At 51.4% G+C, this 22,175-nt stretch carries 12 protein-coding genes; 10 read left to right on the top strand and 2 right to left on the bottom strand.

What is annotated here, in order from left to right; translation table 11 throughout:
* Nucleotides 1–97 precede the first annotated feature (97 nt).
* Nucleotides 98–427: a helix-turn-helix domain-containing protein gene (locus BLQ88_RS20430; protein ID WP_090153925.1), complete on the top strand. Its 330-nt coding sequence runs from the start codon at nucleotides 98–100 to the stop codon at nucleotides 425–427.
* A gap of 14 nt (nucleotides 428–441) precedes the next feature.
* Here the strand turns inward: BLQ88_RS20430 and BLQ88_RS20425 are convergent, their stop codons facing one another.
* Together BLQ88_RS20425 and BLQ88_RS20420 are read right to left on the bottom strand one after the other, a co-directional pair.
* The gene (locus BLQ88_RS20425; RefSeq protein ID WP_090153923.1) at nucleotides 442–2,796 is read right to left on the bottom strand and encodes an ABC transporter permease; all 2,355 of its coding nucleotides are present in this window, start codon (nucleotides 2,794–2,796) and stop codon (nucleotides 442–444) included.
* 161 nt (nucleotides 2,797–2,957) lie between these two features.
* Nucleotides 2,958–5,474, bottom strand: a complete 2,517-nt coding sequence (locus BLQ88_RS20420) for an alpha-L-fucosidase (RefSeq protein WP_143016895.1) — start codon at nucleotides 5,472–5,474, stop codon at nucleotides 2,958–2,960.
* Nucleotides 5,475–5,695: 221 nt separating this feature from the next.
* Between BLQ88_RS20420 and BLQ88_RS20415 the strand changes: the two genes are divergently transcribed.
* The 9 genes from BLQ88_RS20415 to BLQ88_RS20375 all read left to right on the top strand — a co-directional run bounded on the left by BLQ88_RS20415 (nucleotide 5,696) and on the right by BLQ88_RS20375 (nucleotide 22,167).
* Nucleotides 5,696–6,916 (top strand): DUF5005 domain-containing protein, encoded by a 1,221-nt coding sequence (locus tag BLQ88_RS20415; RefSeq protein ID WP_090153919.1) that lies wholly within the window; start codon nucleotides 5,696–5,698, stop codon nucleotides 6,914–6,916.
* Between the two features lies 1 nt (nucleotide 6,917).
* The gene (locus BLQ88_RS20410; RefSeq protein WP_090153917.1) at nucleotides 6,918–8,672 is read left to right on the top strand and encodes a class I mannose-6-phosphate isomerase; all 1,755 of its coding nucleotides are present in this window, start codon (nucleotides 6,918–6,920) and stop codon (nucleotides 8,670–8,672) included.
* Between the two features lie 119 nt (nucleotides 8,673–8,791).
* Entirely contained in the window at nucleotides 8,792–9,523 is a 732-nt protein-coding gene (locus BLQ88_RS20405) for a GntR family transcriptional regulator (RefSeq protein WP_090153915.1), read from the top strand.
* 424 nt (nucleotides 9,524–9,947) lie between these two features.
* Nucleotides 9,948–13,142: a SusC/RagA family TonB-linked outer membrane protein gene (locus tag BLQ88_RS20400; protein WP_090153913.1), complete on the top strand. Its 3,195-nt coding sequence runs from the start codon at nucleotides 9,948–9,950 to the stop codon at nucleotides 13,140–13,142.
* Between the two features lie 11 nt (nucleotides 13,143–13,153).
* Nucleotides 13,154–15,022 carry a RagB/SusD family nutrient uptake outer membrane protein gene (locus tag BLQ88_RS20395; RefSeq protein WP_090153911.1) on the top strand — a complete coding sequence of 623 codons (1,869 nt, stop codon included), beginning with the start codon at nucleotides 13,154–13,156 and terminating at the stop codon, nucleotides 15,020–15,022.
* Nucleotides 15,023–15,843: 821 nt separating this feature from the next.
* Nucleotides 15,844–16,764 carry an ROK family protein gene (locus tag BLQ88_RS20390; protein WP_090153909.1) on the top strand — a complete coding sequence of 307 codons (921 nt, stop codon included), beginning with the start codon at nucleotides 15,844–15,846 and terminating at the stop codon, nucleotides 16,762–16,764.
* Nucleotides 16,765–16,816: 52 nt separating this feature from the next.
* Nucleotides 16,817–18,226 (top strand): sugar porter family MFS transporter, encoded by a 1,410-nt coding sequence (locus BLQ88_RS20385; protein ID WP_090154307.1) that lies wholly within the window; start codon nucleotides 16,817–16,819, stop codon nucleotides 18,224–18,226.
* Nucleotides 18,227–18,244: 18 nt separating this feature from the next.
* Nucleotides 18,245–20,566: a PSD1 and planctomycete cytochrome C domain-containing protein gene (locus BLQ88_RS20380; RefSeq protein ID WP_090153908.1), complete on the top strand. Its 2,322-nt coding sequence runs from the start codon at nucleotides 18,245–18,247 to the stop codon at nucleotides 20,564–20,566.
* A 140-nt stretch (nucleotides 20,567–20,706) separates the two neighbouring features.
* A complete protein-coding gene (locus tag BLQ88_RS20375) occupies nucleotides 20,707–22,167 on the top strand; it encodes a DUF1501 domain-containing protein (RefSeq protein WP_090153906.1) in 1,461 nt (486 codons plus the stop codon).
* Nucleotides 22,168–22,175 lie beyond the last annotated feature (8 nt).

Genomic DNA, 22,175 nt, shown 5'->3' with positions numbered 1-22,175 from the left:
CGCAGGGTAAATAATCGGTTGCCGATTGAAAAGTTGGAGTAGGAATGTCGGGTAACAAACGGCCTTTTTAGTGCAAACAACTATCAGTGGCATCCCTATGAAAGGACATAAAATACCTATCGGAGATAATATACGTCTGATGCGCAACCGGCTGGGTTATTCACAGGAATATGTGGCCGGGCGGCTGGGGATTTCGAAGCAGCGGTACCGGCAGCTCGAAAATGAAGAACAGGATTCGATCACAATGGGCCGGCTCTCAGAAATCGCCGTCGTTCTCGAAACGGACATTGAAACACTGGTAAGCCTGCATAAGGTGAAGTTCTCAACGCCCGAATTTCAGCAGGGCGACAATCAGGTATTGCATCAATTGATCCAAACACAACAGGAGCTGATCATCGCCCTGAAAGGCAAGACCAGCTCCGAATAGCATTTTAAACGTCCTTATTCGCTGCGCAGGCTTTTGACCGGATTGAGCAGCGCGGCGCGGATCGCCTGGTAACTCACGGTAGCCAGCGAGACGACGATGGCCAGGAAACCCGATACCGCAAATACCCACCATTGAATGCCAATGCGGTATTCAAAGTCATTGAGCCACAGATTCATTACATACCATGCCACAGGCACCGCTATAACGATGGAGATAATGACCAGCGCCATAAATTCGCCCGAAAGCAATGCGGCGATGCTCACCACGGAAGCGCCCAGCACCTTGCGCACACCGATTTCTTTCACACGGTTTTCGGCCATGTAAGCTGCCAGGCCGAACAACCCTAAGCAGGATATGAAAATAGTCAAGCCTGCGAAAATGCCGGTCAGTTTGGCAATCCTGCGGGTGTCTTCAAATTTCAGGGCGTAGTCGTCATCCACAAAATGATACTCAAACGGATATTCCGGATTGTAACGGCGGAAAATGGCCTCCACCGCAGGCAACACTTCGTCCGCGGTCTTGTCGGCGCTGAGTTTCATATGGATTACATTGAAATAGCTTTGCGCACCTTCGATAATGAGAGGGCTCTGACTGTCGTACGGTGACCGGATGACGAAATCCTTCACTACGCCGACAATGTGGTAAGAAGCGCCATTGTCCTTGATCGTTTGCCCGATCGGGTCTTTGAAACCCATGATTTTGGCTGCGGTTTCATTGAGCAGTACCGCGGAGGAGTCGGATGGAAATTGCGTAAGGTTCATGTCACGGCCCTGGATAAGTTGCAGTCCCGCGGTTTTTACAAGTCCCTCGTCCTCGGTGAAAATATCGAAATCGATCTTTTCCGCTGTGTTCTTGCCCTGCCATTCAATGCCCCAGGTGTCGCTGTTGACGCTGCTGAGCGGAGAGGCGGTTTTGGTGACGGACGTGGCAATACCTGTGCTTAACAGCTCGCGTTTGATCTGCGAGTAATTTTTGTGCAAATCGCCGGTTAACCAATGGTAAACTACCTGCCCGCGGTCGTAACCCGGGTCGCGGTTCTGGGCGTGGCGGATTTGCTGTACTACGATGAGCGTGGAAATAATCAGTACAATGGCGAAGCTGAATTGCACGACCACCAACACTTTGCGGGGACTAAATGTGGAATGCGTCCTTTTGAATGCGCCTTTCAACACACTGATCGGTTTGAAAGAAGACAGGTAAAAAGCAGGATAGCTTCCGGCGATGATGCCTGTAAACAGAATGAACGCCAGTGCCGCGACCCAGAATTTGGGATTGCTCACGGGTACTTCGAGTTCCTTCCCGATAAGCGTATTGAATGCAGGCAGAATGAGGTAAACTGCCAGTAATGCGATCGTGCCGGCGATCATCGAAATGAGGATCGATTCGCCGATGAACTGGCCTATCAGCAGGCCTTTGTTGGCGCCGGCGGTTTTGCGGATACCCACCTCTTTCGCCCTTTTTTCGCTGCGAGCAGTGCTGAGGTTCATGAAATTGATACAGGCGATCAGCAGGATGAATGCCGCGATAATGCCGAACAGCCGCACAATCGCGATCCGCCCGCCGACGACCTGGCCGTTCTCAAAATTGGAATACAAATGCCACAGCCGGATAGGGTGGAGGAAGACTTCGTGCTCTTCGGTTTTATTGGAATGCCGGATCGTGATGTCACGAATCTTCGCGTCCAATGCTTCGGGATTGGCGCCCGGTTGCAGCTGAACGTATGTCCTGACACTATTGAACACCCAGCCATCGTCGGCGGAACCAATCTTTTTCAGGTATTCAATGGGAAGAATGTATTCAAACCGGAATTCGGTGTTGGGCGGCAGGTTCCGCATGACCCCGGTAATTGTGAAGTTGTCCTTATCGATGGCTATCACTTTGCCCAGCACATCCTCGGTACCGAACATTTTGATCGCCATTTTCTGCGTAACCACCATTGAGCTGACCGAATTGAGTGCTGTCCGTACATTTCCTTGCAGAAGCGGGAAGTCGAACATGGTCAGGAAGGCAGGGTCGGTAATAATGGCCTCACTGGAAATCTTTTTATCACCCACGCGTGTGACAAACCAGCGTGAGTAGTTCCGAGAAATGTCGCTCACTTCCGGGTATTCCGCTTTTAATGCGGGGCCAAGAACCTGCGGGGTAGAATTCCAGCATTGCAGCTTACCATCGAACTTGCCGCGGTTCCAGGCTTCGTACAAATTGTCTCCGTTCTTATGGAAGCGATCGTAGCTGATTTCATTATGCATCCAGAAAAGGATAAGCAGCGCGCTCGCCATACCTACGGATAGTCCCAGGATATTGATCGCCGAAAAAGCCTTGTTCCGGAGCAGGTTCCTGAATGCGATTTTGAGATAGTTTTTTAGCATCTTCTTGTTGTTGCTGACAAATCTGAATTTGGTAACTCAAATAGCCTGCCAAAATATTAACTATTTGATAGTCAATATTTTAAAAACAATAGGTGCCTAAGCATTGTCCGGTAGCGAACAGTACACGTTCGCCCCGGGACGTTCTGCATATGTAGCTTAACTTACTGATATAATTCGAATTCCGAAATTCCCATTGCACCACCCGGGTCACCTTTTTTCTCGGGTTTAAGCGACCTGACCCTGAAATAACGCGCGTTGATCGGATCGAAATTCAAATCGATGACTTTGTCTGAATTGTTCGTTTTGTGCGTGAGTGTAGTCCACGTTTTGTTATCCGCGGACGCCATTACCAGGAATTCCGTCGAATGACCTGTTGGAGAAAACACGATTTTGGCGCGCTTGATCTTTTCTACTTTCGTAAGATCTACCAACAACGTCCAGGGGTATTTGCCACCGGCCATAGCCACGGTTGAAGGATCGCCGTCAACACTGTTTTCCGCAAAGTAAATCTGACCGGACGGGCCAAGTGGGGTATCATTATTGGCCCGTAAAAAGGCGGCTTTGCCCAGGGCAAGATCAACTTGTCCTGCCTTTTTCGAATCCTTATCGTATTTCAGGCTAAGTAACTGACCAATCTTGTCGTCAACAACAGGTCGCTTCGTACCATGAATGCTCAGGATATTGTATTCGATGATCCGATAGCCGTCCGTTGCGGGAATGTCTTTAAAATCATCCGGTACGAATTTATCACTCTTATTCTCCTGAACACTAATGATATACGACTTTCCGGCTTCCAGCGTAATGGGTGGAATGGGCGCATATTGGAAGCCATCGTCGGCAACCGGCAATGCCCCGGCATTAAGCGAAGCAGTCAGCAAGGGATAATCGTCCGAATACCGTCTTATGATGATGGAATGTCGGCTGTTGTTGCCTTCAATGAACCTTCGGCCTACGTCTGTGAGTCGGATCGGGGTGGCTCCCACTGTGATTCGCATTCCCCGGTAAAAGTCTTTCGGTTCGGTTTTTCCCTCGGTTGCGGCCTCGGGCGCAGGCGCTGCCGAGCGGGCATTTGCCGCCGTCCTGTTTGCCGGGCTTTTGGCTGCTTCTGTTTTATTGGAATTGTTCAGAATGGTGAATGTCTGGCTAAATACCTTGCTGGCAGGCTTACCCGGCTGCACCGATATCGCCTGAACCAGGCTGGTGTTATTGATTGCAATCGGCGCTTTGTACAATTTAGACGTCTTGGTGGGCCGGTTTCCGTCAAGGGTGTAGTAAATTTTAGAACCGGCTGGTGCACTCAGCTTTAATTTTTGCCCTGAATCATACTCGACCGTGTCCGAGAGCGAGGCCCGCGGCGTTTGGCTCCACCCCTGGTTTTTCTTAACAAAACTTGCGATCTGTTTCAGTTTTTCCTGATAAATTTCAGGGAAAATATCACCATTGGCCGGTACGGGATAGCTCAAAATGTAGGTAGCACCCGCAGCCCAGTTCTTTTTGATGTTCCTGATCATCATATCCACGGGTTTCGAAAACCTCAGTTTAGGATCTTCCCGCCACGACCAGGTGTTGTCCAGCAGGTTGACAACCTCAATGGCCAGTTTTTTCTTGACAGTAGTCGGTTTTGCCACTTCCAGCGCCGTTTCGTGTTGTGATGTGCCGCCTTCGTACACGATCACGTCGGTATTCGGATATTGGAGTACCGTGCCTCCATTGTACGTTCCCGTGTTGTTGGCGAAGATGACCTTGGGATTGTTAGCCCGCATAATAGGGATCATCTTCTTCCACGGAAACCAGTTGTAGTCGAAATTGTAAAGTTCAGTGGCAGAGGTCATATCGATCCACAGGCCATCTACGCCCATGAGTACCAGTTCCTTGATCAGCCCCAGGTTCAGCGTGCCGTAGGTACCATCCATGCCGGTGTCCACCACATCCTTATTCCAGGCCTTGTCCGGAGCGAAATAAGCAATAAACTTGATGCCCTTCTTATGGCAGGCATCGATCAGTTCCTTCACGATGTTGCGCTTTGTTTTTAATTCGAGCTTGCTAGGGGTTGTGGAAGGCCACAAGCGCACACCATCGCCCGCATTAATGGTCACTGTGAGCGACTTGCCTCCCAGATCCACCACCTGTTGCGCCCATTTGTCGGCATTGAATTTGGTAATGCGTTTTTCAAACTGTTCAATGCCGTCCTTGCCTTTGAGGGACGGTTGGGTGAACACACCCCACTGTATGAAAAAGCCGAATTTGGCGTCGGAGTACCATTGTGAACGGGATGGTGCAGCTTCAAAAACAAGGGATTTTGTCACGGTACCACCTTTGGCGTCCGTCACTTTCGCGGTAAACGGATAGTTGCCCTCCTTATTCGCCATGCCGCGAATTTTCCCGGTTTTGTCGAGCTGTAATCCTCCCGGCAATGTCCCGTCTGCAACTGACCAGTTGTAAGGCGGAGTTCCCCCATCGGCTGTGAGCTGGAAAAACGGCTTTGGTCCGGCTTCCGTCCACGACTGGTATATGATGTTGTCGACAAATGCGGGATAGATCGACGTTTGGGGAGATTTTTGATATTCGCTTGAAGATGTAGTGGTGATCCGGAGCTTGCCATCCTGGCCAAAACCGGGTAAACAAGTCGTAAAAAATACGAACAAAACACCACCAACCAGTTCAGAAATTCTTTTCATAGCAGCAAGGTTGTTTTCGCAAATATGGTAGAAATACTGTGCCAATGGGTTAATTTAGGTTACTAAAATTATCCCCAGGCTGGTATCAGCTGTTTTATGGAATCGTTAACCGATAGGTCTCTTTATAACGAGCGCTGTTTGCTTGTTCGGGCTACACCTTATTCATTGATGCGAAAATCTAACACATAATGTACATACATATATACATATAAACTATATTTATGTCAAAATTGAACAACGCGATGAAGAACACCATTCTGATGCTGGGAGTAGTTGCCTTTTTCTGCACGGGAAGGGCGTTCGGACAGAAGAAGATGGCTGGCCGCGATCCTGAAATAAACGGATTTACAGCTACGCCTGCGCCGGAATGGTCGAACCTCTTTTTGAGGAAATCGGGTTGGCTGGGCGGCGATGGTATCTTCGCGATCCCTTTTTCCGGCCGTGATGCACAGAAGGAGGACAGCGTTTTGATCCTTTTCAGCGATACGATCCTCGGAGAAATCGAGGAAGGAAAACTGAACCCAGGATTTTCTATGGTAAACAATTCAGTCGCATTGTTGAAGGGAAAAGCTCCCGACCCGGCAAGTATCACATTCCGCATTGCGGGAACAGGGGAGGAGCGTCAGGCGGTGTTCAGCCCCAAAGCCGACACGTCCGACAAGGATACCTATTTCTGGCTGGGTGATGGATTTGTGAATACGGATGTCGGCAAGGACCTGTTTATTTTTGCCTACAAAATCACGAACACACACGACGGCTCTCCGTTTCCTTTCAAGGAAACCGGCAACTCGCTGGTCAAGATACTGGCAGGCAGCCAGTTCCCATACACCGCGCAGCAGCAGTTCGAACTGCCATTTAATACTTACAAACCCGGCGAGGAAACGATCTCGTTCGGCGCGGGCGTGTACAACAGCAGCAAAGCGGCGGGGGAGTTGTCGCCTGACGGGTTTGTTTACATTTATGGAGTGAAAAGGCCTTCGAAAAAGCTCGTTGCGGCAAGAGTGAAACCGTCGCAGCTCACCTCCTTTAAGCAATGGGAGTTCTGGGGTAGCGAGGGTTGGTCCGGAAACCGGCAGGCAATCGCCGCATTGGCCGATTCGGTTTCCAATGAATTGAGTGTGAGTATGCTGGCTCCGGGTAAGTATGCATTGGTGTACCAGCTGAGTAGCATTTTTCCGGAAATATGCATGCAAGTAGGGCCTACGCCGTACGGGCCGTTCGGGCCGAGAATTGTGTTGTACAAAACGTCCTCCGACATTCAGGACCCGGAACTGTTTACCTACAATGCCAAAGCCCATCCCGCATTGTCGGCGCCGGGTGAATTATTGATTTCTTATAATGTCAACTCTTTCAAATTTCTGGAAGTTTTGCCGAAGCAGCCCAACCTCTATCGCCCACGTTTTGTGCGGGTCAAATTTAGCCAAAGCTCCAAATCAAAATAAAATGTCTTCGAATTACGACAAATTTCCTTTTATAGAAGTAAGCAAATCATCCGACATGTGCTTTGTGGGCTGGGACAGCATTTTCCAGGAGATCGCACGCGTCGCGCAGGCCAAAAACCAGCCGAAAGCCGTGATCTGTATCGATCTGTACCACGGCGTAGAGGCAGAACCGGTACGCGAAGCGATTCGGCGACACCTGGGTACGGCCACCATTATACACACCAATGATATGCTCAAAAGTGTGAGTGATATCAGCACGATGGTGTTTCCGTTCGTGACCGACGACCAGGTTTTCGGGAAAATGAATGACCTGGAAATGGCCGATTTCTTTGAGCAAGATCGCCTGGAAAGCGTTCGCGCGCAAATCCTTGACATCGAATCGGGGACTGTCATTATATATGGTGAAGGCGCTGCGCTGTTCGCGGACGCGGACCTGCTCATTTATGCCGATGTGGCCCGTTGGGAAATCCAGAAAAGGATGAAGCGTGGCATTGTCAGCAATTTTGGTATGGACAACGCCGACGAGAACTTTGCATTGAAATACAAACAGGGCTACTTTCTCGATTGGCGTGTTTTTGATCGCCATAAGCTCCGTTTTTTCGATCAAATCGACTTTTTTATGGACGCCTGCGTGCCTGATGAACCGAAAATGGTGGGCGCAGAACTTTATCATCAGGGACTGAACGAAGCGATAAAGCGGCCTTTCCGGGTTGTTCCGTTCTTCGATCCGGGGCCATGGGGTGGGCAATGGCTGAAAGAAGTGGCCGATCTGGACCGTGGGGAGGTCAATTATGCCTGGGGTTTCGATTGTGTTCCGGAAGAAAACAGCCTGCTTTTCAAGTTTGGCGAATGCATTTTCGAACTGCCATCCATTAACCTCGTTCTGACCCGCCCGCAGCAATTACTTGGCGAGCATATTTACAACCTGTTCGGAGCGGAATTTCCGATCCGTTTCGACTTCCTCGATACGATGGACGGTGGTAACCTCAGCTTGCAGGTGCACCCTACACGTGCCTACATCAAGGAGCATTTCGGGATGGATTATACCCAGGACGAAAGCTACTACTTCCTCGAAGCGGGCGACGACGCCTGCGTATACCTGGGTACGCGCAGGAACGTGCAGGCAGCCGAGATGATCGCCGATCTTGAAAAAGCACAAAGCGGGTCCGGGGATTTCGATGCGGAAAAATATGTCAATAAGCTGCCTGTCCGCAAGCACGACCATATTCTGATCCCGGCCGGTACGATCCATTGTTCAGGGAAAAATGCAGTTGTACTCGAAATCTCGGCCACGCCTTACATTTTTACCTTCAAATTATGGGATTGGGGCAGGCTCGGACTGGACGGAAAGCCACGGCCGATCAACATCGAGCACGGTAAAAAAGTAATCGACTGGAACCGCGACGAGGATTGGGTGAAGGAAAACCTGTTCAATAATGTGGCGGAAATTTCGGTGAACGGCCATTCGCGGGAAGAATCGACGGGTTTGTACAACACACAATTCATCGAAACCAGAAGGCATTGGTTCGACCGCAAAGTAACGCATTATACCCACGGTAACCTGAATGTAGTCAACCTGGTAGAAGGCGGCGAGGTGGTTGTCGAGAGCCCGGACGGCCTTTTCGAGCCGTATGTGATCCATTACGCCGAAACGTTCATTGTACCTGCCAATGTGCCGTCGTACACCATAACCCCTACCGGTAGAAGCGAAGGTGCAAAATGTGCTACGCTAAAAGCCTACGTAAGAAAACCCTGAATGCATTCGGCGGACGGGTTTTCCTTGTTTTCGGGACTTTGAAGGATCGTTGGTGCTAATTATTTCGGTGCGTGGCCAAAATTGCTATTTTTGCTTTTGTCTATCTGCAATCCGTCTATATGAAATTTAGTATCGATCACAAGAGTCCCGTTCCATTGCATATCCAGGCAGAGAACCTACTGCGTACCATGATCAGCTCGCCGGAGCATCTGGACGGGAAGTTTCTGCCCAACGAGGTGGAGCTCGCAAAGCGGTTGGCCATTTCCCGGTCGACATTACGCCAGGCGCTCAACAAGTTGGTTTATGAAGGCCTGCTTGTCCGGAAAAAAGGGGTCGGGACGAAGGTAACGGAGCCGGTAATCAGCTCAAAATCAAAAAACTGGCTGAGTTTCACGCAGGAAATGAATGCACGCGGCATCATTGTGAAGAACTTCGAGCTGCACGTGACCTGGGTTACGCCGGACGAGAAGATCGCTAACTTTTTTGACATCGGTACCGACAAAAAAGTGCTGAAATTGGAGCGGCTGAGGGGCAAGGCGGAAGGGCCGTTCGTCTATTTCATTTCCTATTTCCACCCCAGGGTAGGGCTTACAGGCGAGGAAGATTTTAAGCGACCTTTATACGACATTCTCGAAAAAGACCACATGGTGATCGCTACATTATCCAAAGAGGAGGTAAGCGCCATCGCAGCCGACAAGTTTACGGCGGCCAAGCTGGAAGTCGAGCCGGGAAGCCCCATACTTTTCAGGAAACGTTTCGTGTTCGACCAGGGAGAGCGACCTATCGAATACAACATAGGCTACTATCGTGCCGACAGCTTCGTTTATACCGTCGAAAGCGTAAGGGACTAGCACTTCCGGTTACTTACATACATTCTCAGGCCCGGCAATGTCCGGGCCTTTTTTGTCCGCTTAAATTCATAAAATTTCCACGAATTATTATTTCCGCGAATACTTGTATGTTCGATTATATGTTAATATGTTTGTACATATTAAAGTGTGATTAAAATTAACGACCTGACTAATAACGCGAGCTCTGCTCCGAAGGCTACTGTATTGTTTCGGTTTGAAGAAATGCAGGTCAGAAGGTGGGATAGCTTACACAAATTGAGCAAAATGTAGCACAGCCGTCGCATGGCGTGGTGCGGGAAATTTGAACGTTTAGCTAATACCGTTACTCTTTCATCAGCAAACCCCGGTGTGTTTATCATGAATAACCTCGCAGGCTAATGGCCGGCAGGGAAGGGCTTTATATTTTAACTATTCCTTTTCCTTTATGAAACCAAAACTACTGACTGAAATTAGGTATGGCGCGTCGTTTACCTTGTTGGGGATCGCGTTGATGGGGTTTCCCACTCCCGCCACCTGGGCGAACGCCGGTCCGCTCAGTCTGCCTGCGCGAGCCGTAGTCATGTCGGGAGCATCAGTTCCGGGACCGTCTGCTCCCCGGGCTACCACACTTCGTTCCCGTGCCGACCAACCCGTTTCCGGAAAAATTACCGATGAAAACAATGCCGGGATACCGGGCGTCAATGTCCTTGAAAAAGGGACGAATAACGGTGTTGTCTCCGATCAGGACGGGAACTATTCGATCAGGGTTAAAGACGAAAACAGCGTACTGGTCTTTTCTTATATCGGTTATACGAGTCAGGAAGTGAAAGTTGGCTCGCAGTCGACCATACCGGTGAAAATGGACGTTTCGCCCCAGGAGCTGAGTGACGTGGTGGTGGTAGGTTACGGCACACAGAAACGGTCGGAACTGACCAACGCCGTGGTACAAACCACCGGCGCGGAGATCAAAAAATCTAATGCCGTGTCGCTGTCCAACTCGCTCGCGGGGCGCATGGCGGGCGTGTACGTCACGCAAAGAAGCGCCGCGCCGGGTTTTGATGACGCGCAAATCCTGGTCAGGGGTGCAAATACGTACCGGAATACCTCGGCGCTGATCGTAATCGACGGGGTCGCCAATGCTGATCCCGATGGTCTCAACCGCCTCGACCCCAACGATATCGAATCGATTTCTGTGCTGAAAGACGCTTCAGCGGCCATTTACGGTGCTCAATCGGCGGGAGGGGTGATTCTGGTCACTACCAAAAGAGGTACCACCGGCAAGCCTGCATTCGATTTTTCCACTACGCAATCGTGGCAATCGCCGACGATGAAAGTGAAATCCGCAGACGCATTCGAATACATGAAAGTGCTGAACGATAGGAGGGCGTTGGAAGGCACGCCGCCCGACTTCCCCGACGCGTTGGTAGAAGCATTTCGTACAGGCCAGCGCCGGCCCGAAAACTGGTGGAACGCGCTGATCGGCCCGCCCGTGCGCCAGACGCGCTACTCGCTCACAATGCGCGGCGGCTCGGACAGGGTACGGTATTTCGTGTCGCTCGGGACAGCTTCCCAGGGCGGCATTCTCCGTGGTGACAACAAGTCGAAACTGAGACAATATAATGTAAGAAGCAATATCGATGTGACGGTAACGAAGGACTTCGAGGTAGGGCTCGACCTTTCGATCCGCGAAAAATCGACGCAAACGCCTCAGGGTGGTCCGGGTGGCGAGGTAGGTTCGCTGGCGAGCACCAGTCCATTGCAGGAGGCCTACATCGGGGGCGATTACCGTTATCCTGGTGAAGGTTGGTCGCACCTGAACCCGGCTGCGCGTTTGCTCAGCCCCGGCTACCGTAAGTACAAGGCCGACGTGGCCAGCGGAACACTCCGGGCGAAGTATAACATTCCTTTTGTGAGCGGGCTGGCGGTGGACGGGTTTCTGTCGATCGTCAAAACGGTTAATTATGACAAGGCATTCAACTACGTGTGGCCGTACTTCGAGCGGGCTCCGGACGGCTCGATCGTGCAAAAGCAATCCCGGTCGGTAGAGGACATCGGTTTACGCGAGGATTTCAGACAAAGCCTCCGCACGACCGGAAACGTGAAACTGTCATACAGCCGCACAATTGCTACCGACCATAAAGTGAATGCATTCGTGGCTTACGAGCAGATGACTTACGATGACAACAATTTCTGGGCACAGCGCCTGGGCTACGATTCGCCCCTCATCGACCAGCTTTTTGCAGGCAGCACCAACCGGTTGAACTGGAACACCGACGGTACCGCCACGGAATCGGCCCGGCAGAACTTTTTCGGGCGGGTTAGCTACGATTTCAAGGAGAAATACCTTTTCGGTTTCAGTGCCCGGTACGACGGTTCGCCGATCTTCCCGAAGGAAACCCGTTTTGGATTTTTCCCGCAGGTTTCAGCGGGCTGGGTGATCAGCAACGAGGCATTTATTCCCAAAAATATAGTCAGTAATTTGAAACTGAGGGCTTCGTGGGGGCGCCTTGGGAACGACCGGGTAAATCCTTTCCAGTACATCGCGGCGTATGGCTACGATGCGGGATGGGTGGTGAACGGCGTGGATGCGCGCGGAATTTCAGTGAAGTCGACGCCCAACCCTAATATTACCTGGGAAGTGAGTGAAAAGACCGATCTGGGTTTGGAAGCAGCATTTCTGGACAACCGGCTCACTTTCGAAGCGGATCTTTTCAAAACTAAAACCTCTAATATCCTCGGTAGAAGGCAAGCTTCGATCCCCGGTTACACGGGGTTAATCCTGCCTGATGAGAACATTGGTAAAATGGACAGTAAGGGTATCGAGTTTCAGGCCGGCTACCGTCACAACTTTTCGCGCCTGACGCTGCGCGTGAACGGCAATATATCTTATAACAAAAACAAGATCATTTATTTCGACGAAACACCACAGGCAGAGCCTTATCAAAAGCTCGAAGGCATGCCGTTCGGTTCGCGGCTCGTGTACAAGGCCCTCGGTATTTACCGGACCCAGGCGGATCTCGACAATAGCGTGAAATACCCGGGGGCATCACTGGGCGGCCTGATCTTTGCCGACCTGAACAGCGACGGCGTCATCGATAGCAACGACCGCTATATGTTCAATACCACCAATAATACGGACCCGGCAACGAACATTACCACCATTTTCCCGAGTACCCAATATGGCCTTAGTGTAGGGCTGAACTACCGCGATTTTGACCTGACCGTGCTCCTGCAAGGACAGAGCGGTGCGAAACTGCGCCTGAATACCGGCTTCAACTCGGGCGCGGGCGGTAACGGGTTGCGCTACGTAGCCCTGAACAGCTATTCGTTGGAGAACGTAAATGCCGAGCTCCCGATGATCGCCCCGACCGGCCTTGCAAATTCGGACAGTGACTTTTATTACCACACCGCTACCTGGATGCGCATGAAAAACATGCAGCTGGGTTATACGCTTCCCAAAACCCTCGTTTCGAAAGCAAGGATTACCGCCTTGCGGGTTTATGTTTCCGGTGACAATGCATTCATGATTTTCAATTCGCTTAAAAAGTTTGGTAACGGCGACCCTGAGTTCCTGAGCGGAAACGGCGGCGCGTATCCCAATATGAAGACCCTGAGCTGCGGACTCAACCTTACTTTCTAATCAGCTAACCTATGAAATATTTAGTCATAAAAAATCACGTAATGAAGCGGGCGTTCACGATGTCGGTGATAGGTATCATTGCTACGGCCACTTCGTGTAACGTGCTCGATAAGAAGCCGCTGGACGCGATTTCGGATGAGGCGGTGTTTAATGACGCGGTTTTTCTTCAGAACTATGTGTACAATGTATATAATGGTATAAAGCCTCCCTGGGCACCCGGCACCGGCGGGTACGATGCACTTACCGACATTGCCGTGAACCAGCCCGAAACGCATGAACGCTCGGCGGGTATCCGCAACTACATAGAAGGAAATTTGAGCGCCGACAATGTAAACGACCTGGCTTCCATCGTGAACGGGTTGCCTGCCGCGACGCCGCTCTGGGATTACGAGTATGGCTTTATCCGAAAGGCCAATGTATTTTTTGAAAATATCGAAAGTTCGACCATTGCCGCAGACAAACTCGATCCTATGAAAGGCGAGGTGCATTTCCTGCGGGCGTGGATGTATTTTGAACTCATGCGCACGTTTGGTGGCGTGCCCATTATTACCAACAGTTTTCAGCTCAATTCCGAGAGCTTCGATGTGCCCAGGAACACCTTTGATGAATGCGCGCAGTTTGTCCTGGGCGAGCTGGATAAGGCCGCGGGCTTCCTGGATGGTGTACCCGTGAGTACGGGCAAGATCAGCAAGGCTGCGGCGCAGGCATTCAAGGCGAGGGTTTTGCTGTATTTGGCAAGTCCGCTGAATAACCCGTCCAACGACCTGGCTAAATGGAGAGCGGCCGAAACGGCGACCAAGGCGGTATTCGACATGGGCTTTACGCTGCACCCGCAATACGCCGAGCTGTTCAGAAAACCACTGAAAACTGACGAAACCATTTTTGGAAAGTCATTCACACCGGCTACCCGCATTCCGGGCTGGGGTTACAATTACGACTACTGGCCCAGCGGCTTCGATGCCCAGTACCGCATCGCCCCGACGCAGACTTTTGTGAATATGTTTCAGATGGCGAACGGCGAATATCCTTACCAGGCCGACGGTGTGACCGTCAATGCCGCATCGGGTTATGATCCTCAGAAACCGGAGAAAAACCGCGATCCTCGGTTCTACGAAGCGGTGATCTATCCGGGAGCGGGCCCGCTTAACATCATCGATGGTTCGAAAAGTACCCAGCGCCTCTATGAATACTGGGAGGACGCCAACCCGAACGCCGACAATGCGCCGCCGTACATCAATCCTAATAAGGTTGACCCCAAAAACGGCCAGAACCTGTTCGATTTCGGGCGCGATTCGAAAACCTATTGGGTAAAAGGATTGACGCCGTTCCACTGGCGGGTGCAGACGGGCTATACATTTAAAAAAGCCACCGACTTCGCCGGCCCGCGCGCGAGCTTCGATAACGACTATAATCAAGTGGTCGTATTCATGCGATTGACCGAGTTTTTCCTCAATTACGCCGAAATCCAAATGGCATTGGGCAATGAGGCTGTTGCAAGGGAGTATATTAATAAAGTGAGAAAACGTGGATCGGTGAATATGCCCGACCTCAAAAGCACCGGCGCGGCACTTGTGCGTGACTACCGCAACGAAAGGGCGATCGAGCTGCATTTGGAAGACTCCCGATTCTTCGACCTCATGCGGTGGAAAGCGGCTCCCGGCAATGTAGATATCCCAATCCGGGGCCTTTCGAAGGTAACAATGGACTGGTCGGGTGCCAAGCCCGGCGATGCCCTGGGGAAACTTAGCTACACCTACGGCGTCATTCCCGAAGCCGAAGTACGGAAACCCTGGAAAGGCGATCATTATTACCTCTTCCCGATCCCGAATACCGAGATTCGGAGAAGCAATGGCGTGCTTAAACAGAATCCCGGCTACTGACCGGGCCGATAAAATCTCATAGTGAATTAGTAAATAGTTGAGGTATTTTGGATCAATGGCGGGAACTCCCCGCCATTTGTTTTTTGTGCGGGGATTGGTAGAAGGGGGAGAATGGAGGAAAGGGATGATGGAGGAAAGCCGATAGGTGCAAGACGTTGGGCGTAGTTTCTAACTAAGTCCGAGCGAAAGCTGGTCTCCGACCGGCTTGTGCATCGTTGCTTAATGTTGTGTACTGGTCAGAGACCAGTTGTCGCTCTGACGTAGTCGGAGACTACGCCTAACTGTGAGCATTGTTGTTCCATGCCTGACGGCATTTGCGAAAATCTTTGTTCAATATCCTTGCTACCAATATTACATCGCTATGCGATTGGTGGAATAGGACCTGGAACCATCTCATTTTGAATATTACCAGGTGTAACAGGGTCGCGAAAGGCTGCAACCCACCTTGTCCCGAATGCCGTCAGGCATATAACATCGGTAGTAAATGGTAGTAACGCATTTCATCGCAAATGCCGTCAGGCATGCAACAATAACGCATTAGCAATAATCAACCGCTGGTAGCCGGGCCTTTCATGTTTCAATAGAGTTTCAATATGTATGTACATTGTATACATAATAGCTCAAATTCGTCGAATTTTAGCCACGTTTGAAATGGTTGAGAGACAAGGAAAATCTAGGAATGTTGCATTGGAATATTTTTAAATAATTGATTATCAATAAAATAAATATTTTGCTGATAATTTTACCGCATTGATTTAATGCAACTTTTTTGACTGTTAGTGATATGTTTGTATATTTGAACATATGTTACAAAGTGCATCATGAACAGACCAAATGTCAGTCTCGGGTTAGATGTTGGAGGGAGCCACGTTACGGCTGCTGTTGTCGACGCGTCTTTCGCTGGCGGGCAACCTTTGCGTTTGGTGAGGAAGGAGATCGATAGTTTTGCTGAGGCCTCCGTGATCATCGGGGGTATTGCTGCATGCATACATGATGCGGCTTCGGATGCAGGGCCAGTGTCTGAGATCGGGATTGCATTTCCGGGACCGTTCGATTATGAGCGAGGCATTTGCAAGGTTTTGAATGTGGGCGGTAAGTTCGAGCGGATGTTTGGGCTGGATGTGGGGCAGGCTTTGAGAGACGCGACGGGCATGCATGATACTTCGTTCAGATTTTTTAATGACGCGCATTGCTTTGCCGTCGGCGCTTATATGCGGAACGGCCTGAAAAGCAAGCGGACCGTTTTCCTCACACTCGGCTCCGGCTTCGGGTCGTCATTTATGGAAAACGGGAGGTTGATTACCGATCATGGTGCATTACCTATGTTGGGTGCATTCTATAACGAGCCGTTTCGCGAAGCTATCGCTGACGACTATTTTTCAACGCGCTGGTTTCATCGTGCATACGAGCGCGCCACCGGGCAGGCACTCGCGGGTGTGCGTGAGCTCGCGGAAATGCATTCGGAAGCGGCAGGTTGTATTTTCAAAGAATTTGGTGCCAACCTGGGCCAGTTCCTGCTGCCCTGGCTGGAAAGGTTTGAATGCAACGAGCTGGTGATCGGCGGGAATATCGCCAGGGCGCATCATTTGTTTTTCAATGCATTAGAAAACCAACTGAAACCGCTTGTTAGTGGGGTGAATGTGGTATTTTGTGATGATACAGAAGCTTGTATCCTGACAGGGGCAGCTCGTCTCGCGCAACAGGAACGAGCGCTCCACGAACCTGTGGTCTCCTTAAAATAAAGCCCGTTCTCTGATCGAAAGCGGTAAAACTATTCCTAAACCCTTGAAGGCTTTGCAAACACAACAAGTAAAACATTTTACCTCTCTCATTACGCTCATTGCGGCGTTGGGCGGTTTTCTGTTCGGGTTCGACATGGCGGTGGTGAGCGGGATCATCGAGCCTGTCAGGACGCAGTATGGCCTTTCCGCCGCGGAAGAGGGCTTATTTGTCTCGTTTGCATTGGTCGGCTGCATTATCGGCGTGGGATTTTCGGGATACCTGGCCGACAAAATCGGGCGGAAGAAAGTCCTGTTTGTAGCGGCGTTACTGTTTTTAGTAAGTGCGGTAGGGTTTTCACTTTCAAATACTTACACTATACTGATCATGTTCCGCATTCTCGCGGGCGCCGGGGTAGGCGTGGCATCCAATGTATCGCCACTCTACATTTCGGAAATAGCGCCCGCACCGAAACGGGGCGGTCTGGTCACATTCTACCAGCTGGCGATCACGATCGGTGTGCTGGCGGCTTACATCAGCAACTTGTTCCTGCATAAATACTCGCTCGCGCATGCGGGTGTGGGAAGCGGTGTATTGCATTGGTTGTTTGTGGAAGAAGTTTGGCGAGGGATGTTTTTCGTGAGCGTCATCCCCGCCGCGGTGTTCTGCGTGTTGCTGGTGACGGTACCGGAAAGCCCCCGCTGGCTGGCCAAGCTAGGGCGCGACGTAGAAGCACGGGCGATACTGGTCAAAATTAACGGCGAGGAAGATGCCGGCACCGAGTTCGGGGCGATTAAGGAAGCATTTGTGCAAAAAGAAGGAGGTGTCAAAGAATTAATGCAATATCCATTGCGCGGCCTGCTCGTGATGACGATGATACTCACGGCCCTGTCGCAATTCAGCGGGATCAACGGCGTGATTTTCTACGGTCCAACCATTCTGCGATCAGCCGGTATCGTGATCGGCGACGTGCTGTTGTACCAGGTAATGCTCGGACTGGCGAGTATGGTATTCACGCTCATTGCCATCTGGAAGGTCGATACGCTGGGGCGCAGGTCGCTGTACCTGGCCGGATCGGCGGGAGCGGCCGTGTCGCTGGCATTGACGGGCCTTTGCTTTGCATTAGGTGTTACCGGCTGGGCGATGCTGGTGTGCATTATGCTTTTCCTGCTGTTTTTCGCCTTCTCGCTGGGGCCATTGAAGTTTGTAATTGCCACGGAAGTATTTCCAAACCATATCCGGGGAACCGCATTGTCGATCTGCATCATGACCATGTGGGTATCCGACTGGATCGTAAACCTGCTGTTCCCGCTCATGCGGGATGGATTGGGCGTTGCCAACACGTTTTTCGTTTTTGCCTTCTTCTGCGTGTGCTCATATGTGTACGCGAAGAAGAATTTGTTTGAAACCAAAGGAAAGCGGCTGGAAGAAATAGAGCAGTTCCTGAATTCGGAGTCTGTTAATGGAGAATTAAAGATTGAGTGATTGCGTAACGAATTACAAATGAAAAAGAAGTTCTTGTACCTGGGGTTATTATCCGGCGCTGTTGCATTTCTGGCAGTTTCCTGTTTCAAAAAGAACGGGGTATTGCAATCGCAGTCGGGTAATGAGGCGGTAAGCTACAATTTTGACATCCGGCCTATCTTATCGGACAAATGCTTTGCCTGCCACGGGCCCGATGCCAAAAAACGCGAGGCAGGGCTCAGGCTCGACCTGGCCGAAAGCGCCTATGCCAAACTGAAAGACGGAAAAGGCGTAGCGATTTTCCCGGGTAAACCGGAGCAGTCGGAGGTGTACCGGAGAATTACTTCCGCAGACCCTTCCTACCAGATGCCGACGCCCGAGTCGCACCTGGGGTTGCTCAATGAAACCGAAATAGGGCTGGTAAAGAAATGGATCGACGAAGGTGCTAAATACGAGCGGCACTGGGCATTCACTACCCCGGTGTTGCCGGCGGTCCCGGAAGTTTCGAAGGAAGACTGGCCTAAAAACGAAATCGACAATTTCGTACTGCGTAAAATGGAAGGTGCCGGCCTGGCGCCCAACGAAGAGGCAGATAAAAGCCATTTGCTCAAAAGGGTAGCATTGGACCTCACCGGCCTGCCGCCGACCGTGGAAATGCAGAAGCAGTTTGAGGCCGACAATAGCGACAAGGCCTACGAAAAGATTGTGGACCAACTGCTCGCCCAGAAAACCTACGGCGAAAAAATGGCCGTTCACTGGCTGGACGTGGCGCGGTACGCGGATTCATATGGTTACCAGGACGACGAGGTGCGCACGCAATGGCCATGGCGCGACTGGCTGATCAATGCATTCAACAAGAACATGAAATACGACCAGTTCCTGATGTGGCAGATTGCCGGCGATATGCTGCCCAATGCCAACAAGGAGCAGATACTGGCCACCGCATTTTTCAGAAACCATAAATACACCGAGGAAGGCGGCGTGATCCCGGAAGAGTACCGGATCGAATACAATATCGATAAAACAAAGACTTTCAGTACTGGCGTGCTGGGCCTTACCGTGGAATGCGCGCAATGCCACGACCACAAGTATGACCCTATTTCGCAGGAGGATTATTACCGGATGTTTGCGTTTTTCAACAATTCGAAAGAGTCGGGTTTTGAAGGGGATATTTCGCAGACAAAACCCGCCAAGAACCCGATCATGACCATTTCGGACGATGAAGCGAAGTCATTGCTCTCGTTTATCAACCGGCCCGACACCAGCAAGCTAATGGTATCGGTACTTGGCGACCTGGATACGCTGCGCCCGACGCACATTCTCAACCGCGGCTCGTACGACGCGCCGGGTAGGGTAGTTACCGCCTCGGCATTGCCTGCAGTAATGGGATTTGACACTACAAAACTTCCGCAAAACCGCCTGGGATTGGCCAAATGGACGACCAGCAAAAGCAATCCACTCACGGCCAGGGTTTTTATCAACCAAATCTGGCAGGAATTCTTCGGCAGGGGAATCGTGAAAAGTACGGGCGATTTCGGAATGCAGGGCGATCTTCCGACCAACCCCGCATTGCTCGACTGGCTTGCCGTCGACTTTATGAACCACGGCTGGGACGTCAAAAGGCTCGTGAAGCAAGTCGTGACGTCGGCTACTTACCGGCAGTCAGCCAAAGTGACCGAGGAAAAGCTGAAAATCGATCCCGAAAACATTTACCTCTCGCGCGGCGCGCGTTACCGCCTGCCTGCGGAATTAGTGCGGGATATGGTATTGTCGACAAGCGGGTTGCTCAATCCTAAAATCGGCGGACCGAGCGTGAAACCTTACCAGCCCAAAGGCCTGTGGGAGGCCGCAACGTCGGGCCGCGGCACCTTGCGCACGTACCAGCAGGATAAGGGCGATGCATTGTACCGGCGAGGCATGTACACATTCATCAAACTCACCGTACCGCCGCCGTCGATGATCATTTTCGATGCCAGCAACCGCGACCATTGCGAGGTGAAACGCTCGAAAACCAATACACCACTGCAAGCGCTGGTAATGCTCAACGACCCCGCCGTACTGGAAGCGTCGAGGGTAATGGCGGAGCGTCTGGTGGTGAAGTCGGCCGATGTTGAAACCAATATCCGCGCGTCGTTCCAGGCGATCGTCTGCCGCCAGCCGACTGATAAGGAAATGCAATTGCTCAAAAAGTATTACAGCGAAGAAGCATCGACTTTCTCGAAACAGCAGGAGAATGCGACCAAAGTCCTGAATGTAGGCGAGTACCCGCACGACGCGAAGGCTGACAAGGTGCGCGCAGCAGCACTGATGCGGGTGATCAACACGCTGTACAATATGGAAGAGACGATTACGAAGAGCTAATGGGGCTGTAAGCGATAGGCTATAAGCTTTAAGCTTAGACAAATCAAAAGCATATGGCTTAACGCTTACAGCTTGAAGCCCAAATAAACATCAAACCAAAAGCATAAAGCCTAAGGCTTACAGCTTAAAGCTACAAAAACATGGAAAAGCCAATATTTGATTTTGGAATGAACACCACCCGCCGGCATTTCTTGTCGAAACTGAGCCTTGGCGTTGGTAGTGCGGCCCTGGGGTCGCTGCTCATTCCGGACCTTTTTAAAGGGGGAGGCGGGGAGCCGGATGTGAACGAGCTTATGGCCGGGCTGCCGCATTTCGCTCCGAAGGCCAAGCGGGTAATTTATTTGTTCCAAAACGGTGCACCGTCGCAGCTGGATTTGTTTGATTACAAGCCGATGCTCAATAAAATGCACGGCCAGGACCTGCCCGAATCCATCCGGGGTGGCCAGCGCCTGACGGGTATGACGGCCAACCAGGCCAAATTTCCCTTGGCGGGTTCTATTTTCAATTTCAAACAGTACGGCAAAAGCGGCGCCTGGATGAGTGAGTTGCTGCCGCATACTGCCAGCATCGTAGATGATCTTTGCATTATTAAAACCCTTAATACCGAGGCCATTAACCACGACCCGGCGCTTACCTTCTTCCAGACAGGCGCGCAGGTGGGGAACCGCCCGAGCTTCGGTGCGTGGCTGAGCTACGGCCTCGGTAGCGAAAACCAGAACCTGCCGGGTTTCTGCGTGCTGCTTTCGCGGGGGAAAGGCAATGGACAGGGGGTTTACTCCAAATTATGGACCAATGGCTTTCTCGATTCGGTGCACCAGGGCGTGCAATTCAGCAGCGGTGAAAACCCGGTGTTGTACCTCAATGATCCCGACGGTATGGACCGCACCCAGCGCCGCAAAATGCTCGATAACCTGGCCGAACTGAACCAGGGTACATTCAACGACTTCGGCGACCCGGAAATCACGGCCAAGGTACAGCAATACGAAATGGCATTCCGCATGCAGACCGCCGTTCCTGAAATCACCGATATGAGCAAAGAGCCCGAATCGATTGTGAAAATGTATGGCCCGGAATGCCTTGTGCCGGGTACTTATGCAGCCAACTGCCTGCTCGCCCGGAAGCTTTCCGAGCAGGGCGTGCGGTTCGTGCAGCTTTACCACCAGGGATGGGATAGCCACGGCGGGCTGCCGACGGAAATCAAGGGGCAATGCATGGATGTCGATCAGGCGTCGGCTGCATTGGTTACCGATCTCAAACAACGCGGGTTGCTGGACGAGACGCTCGTAATCTGGGGCGGGGAGTTCGGGCGTACAAACTACTGCCAGGGAACGCTTACCAAGGATAACTACGGCCGCGACCACCACCCAAGGGCATTTACCGTGTGGATGGCCGGCGGAGGCGTGAAGCCCGGCATTGTTTACGGCGAAACTGACGAATTTGGCTACAACATCGCGAAAGACCCTGTCCACGTCCACGATTTCCACGCAACAATACTCAACCAACTGGGATTGGATCACGAAAAACTGGTGTATAAGCATCAGGGACGCCGCTACCGGCTCACCGACGTGGCCGGCAAGCTGGTGAAAGGAATTATTGCATAAAGTACTAA

Source organism: Dyadobacter soli (genome assembly GCF_900101885.1).
GTDB lineage: Bacteria > Bacteroidota > Bacteroidia > Cytophagales > Spirosomataceae > Dyadobacter > Dyadobacter soli.
The sequence above is the reverse complement of the archived record's forward strand: the minus strand, read 5'-3'. Positions and strand labels throughout refer to the sequence as shown.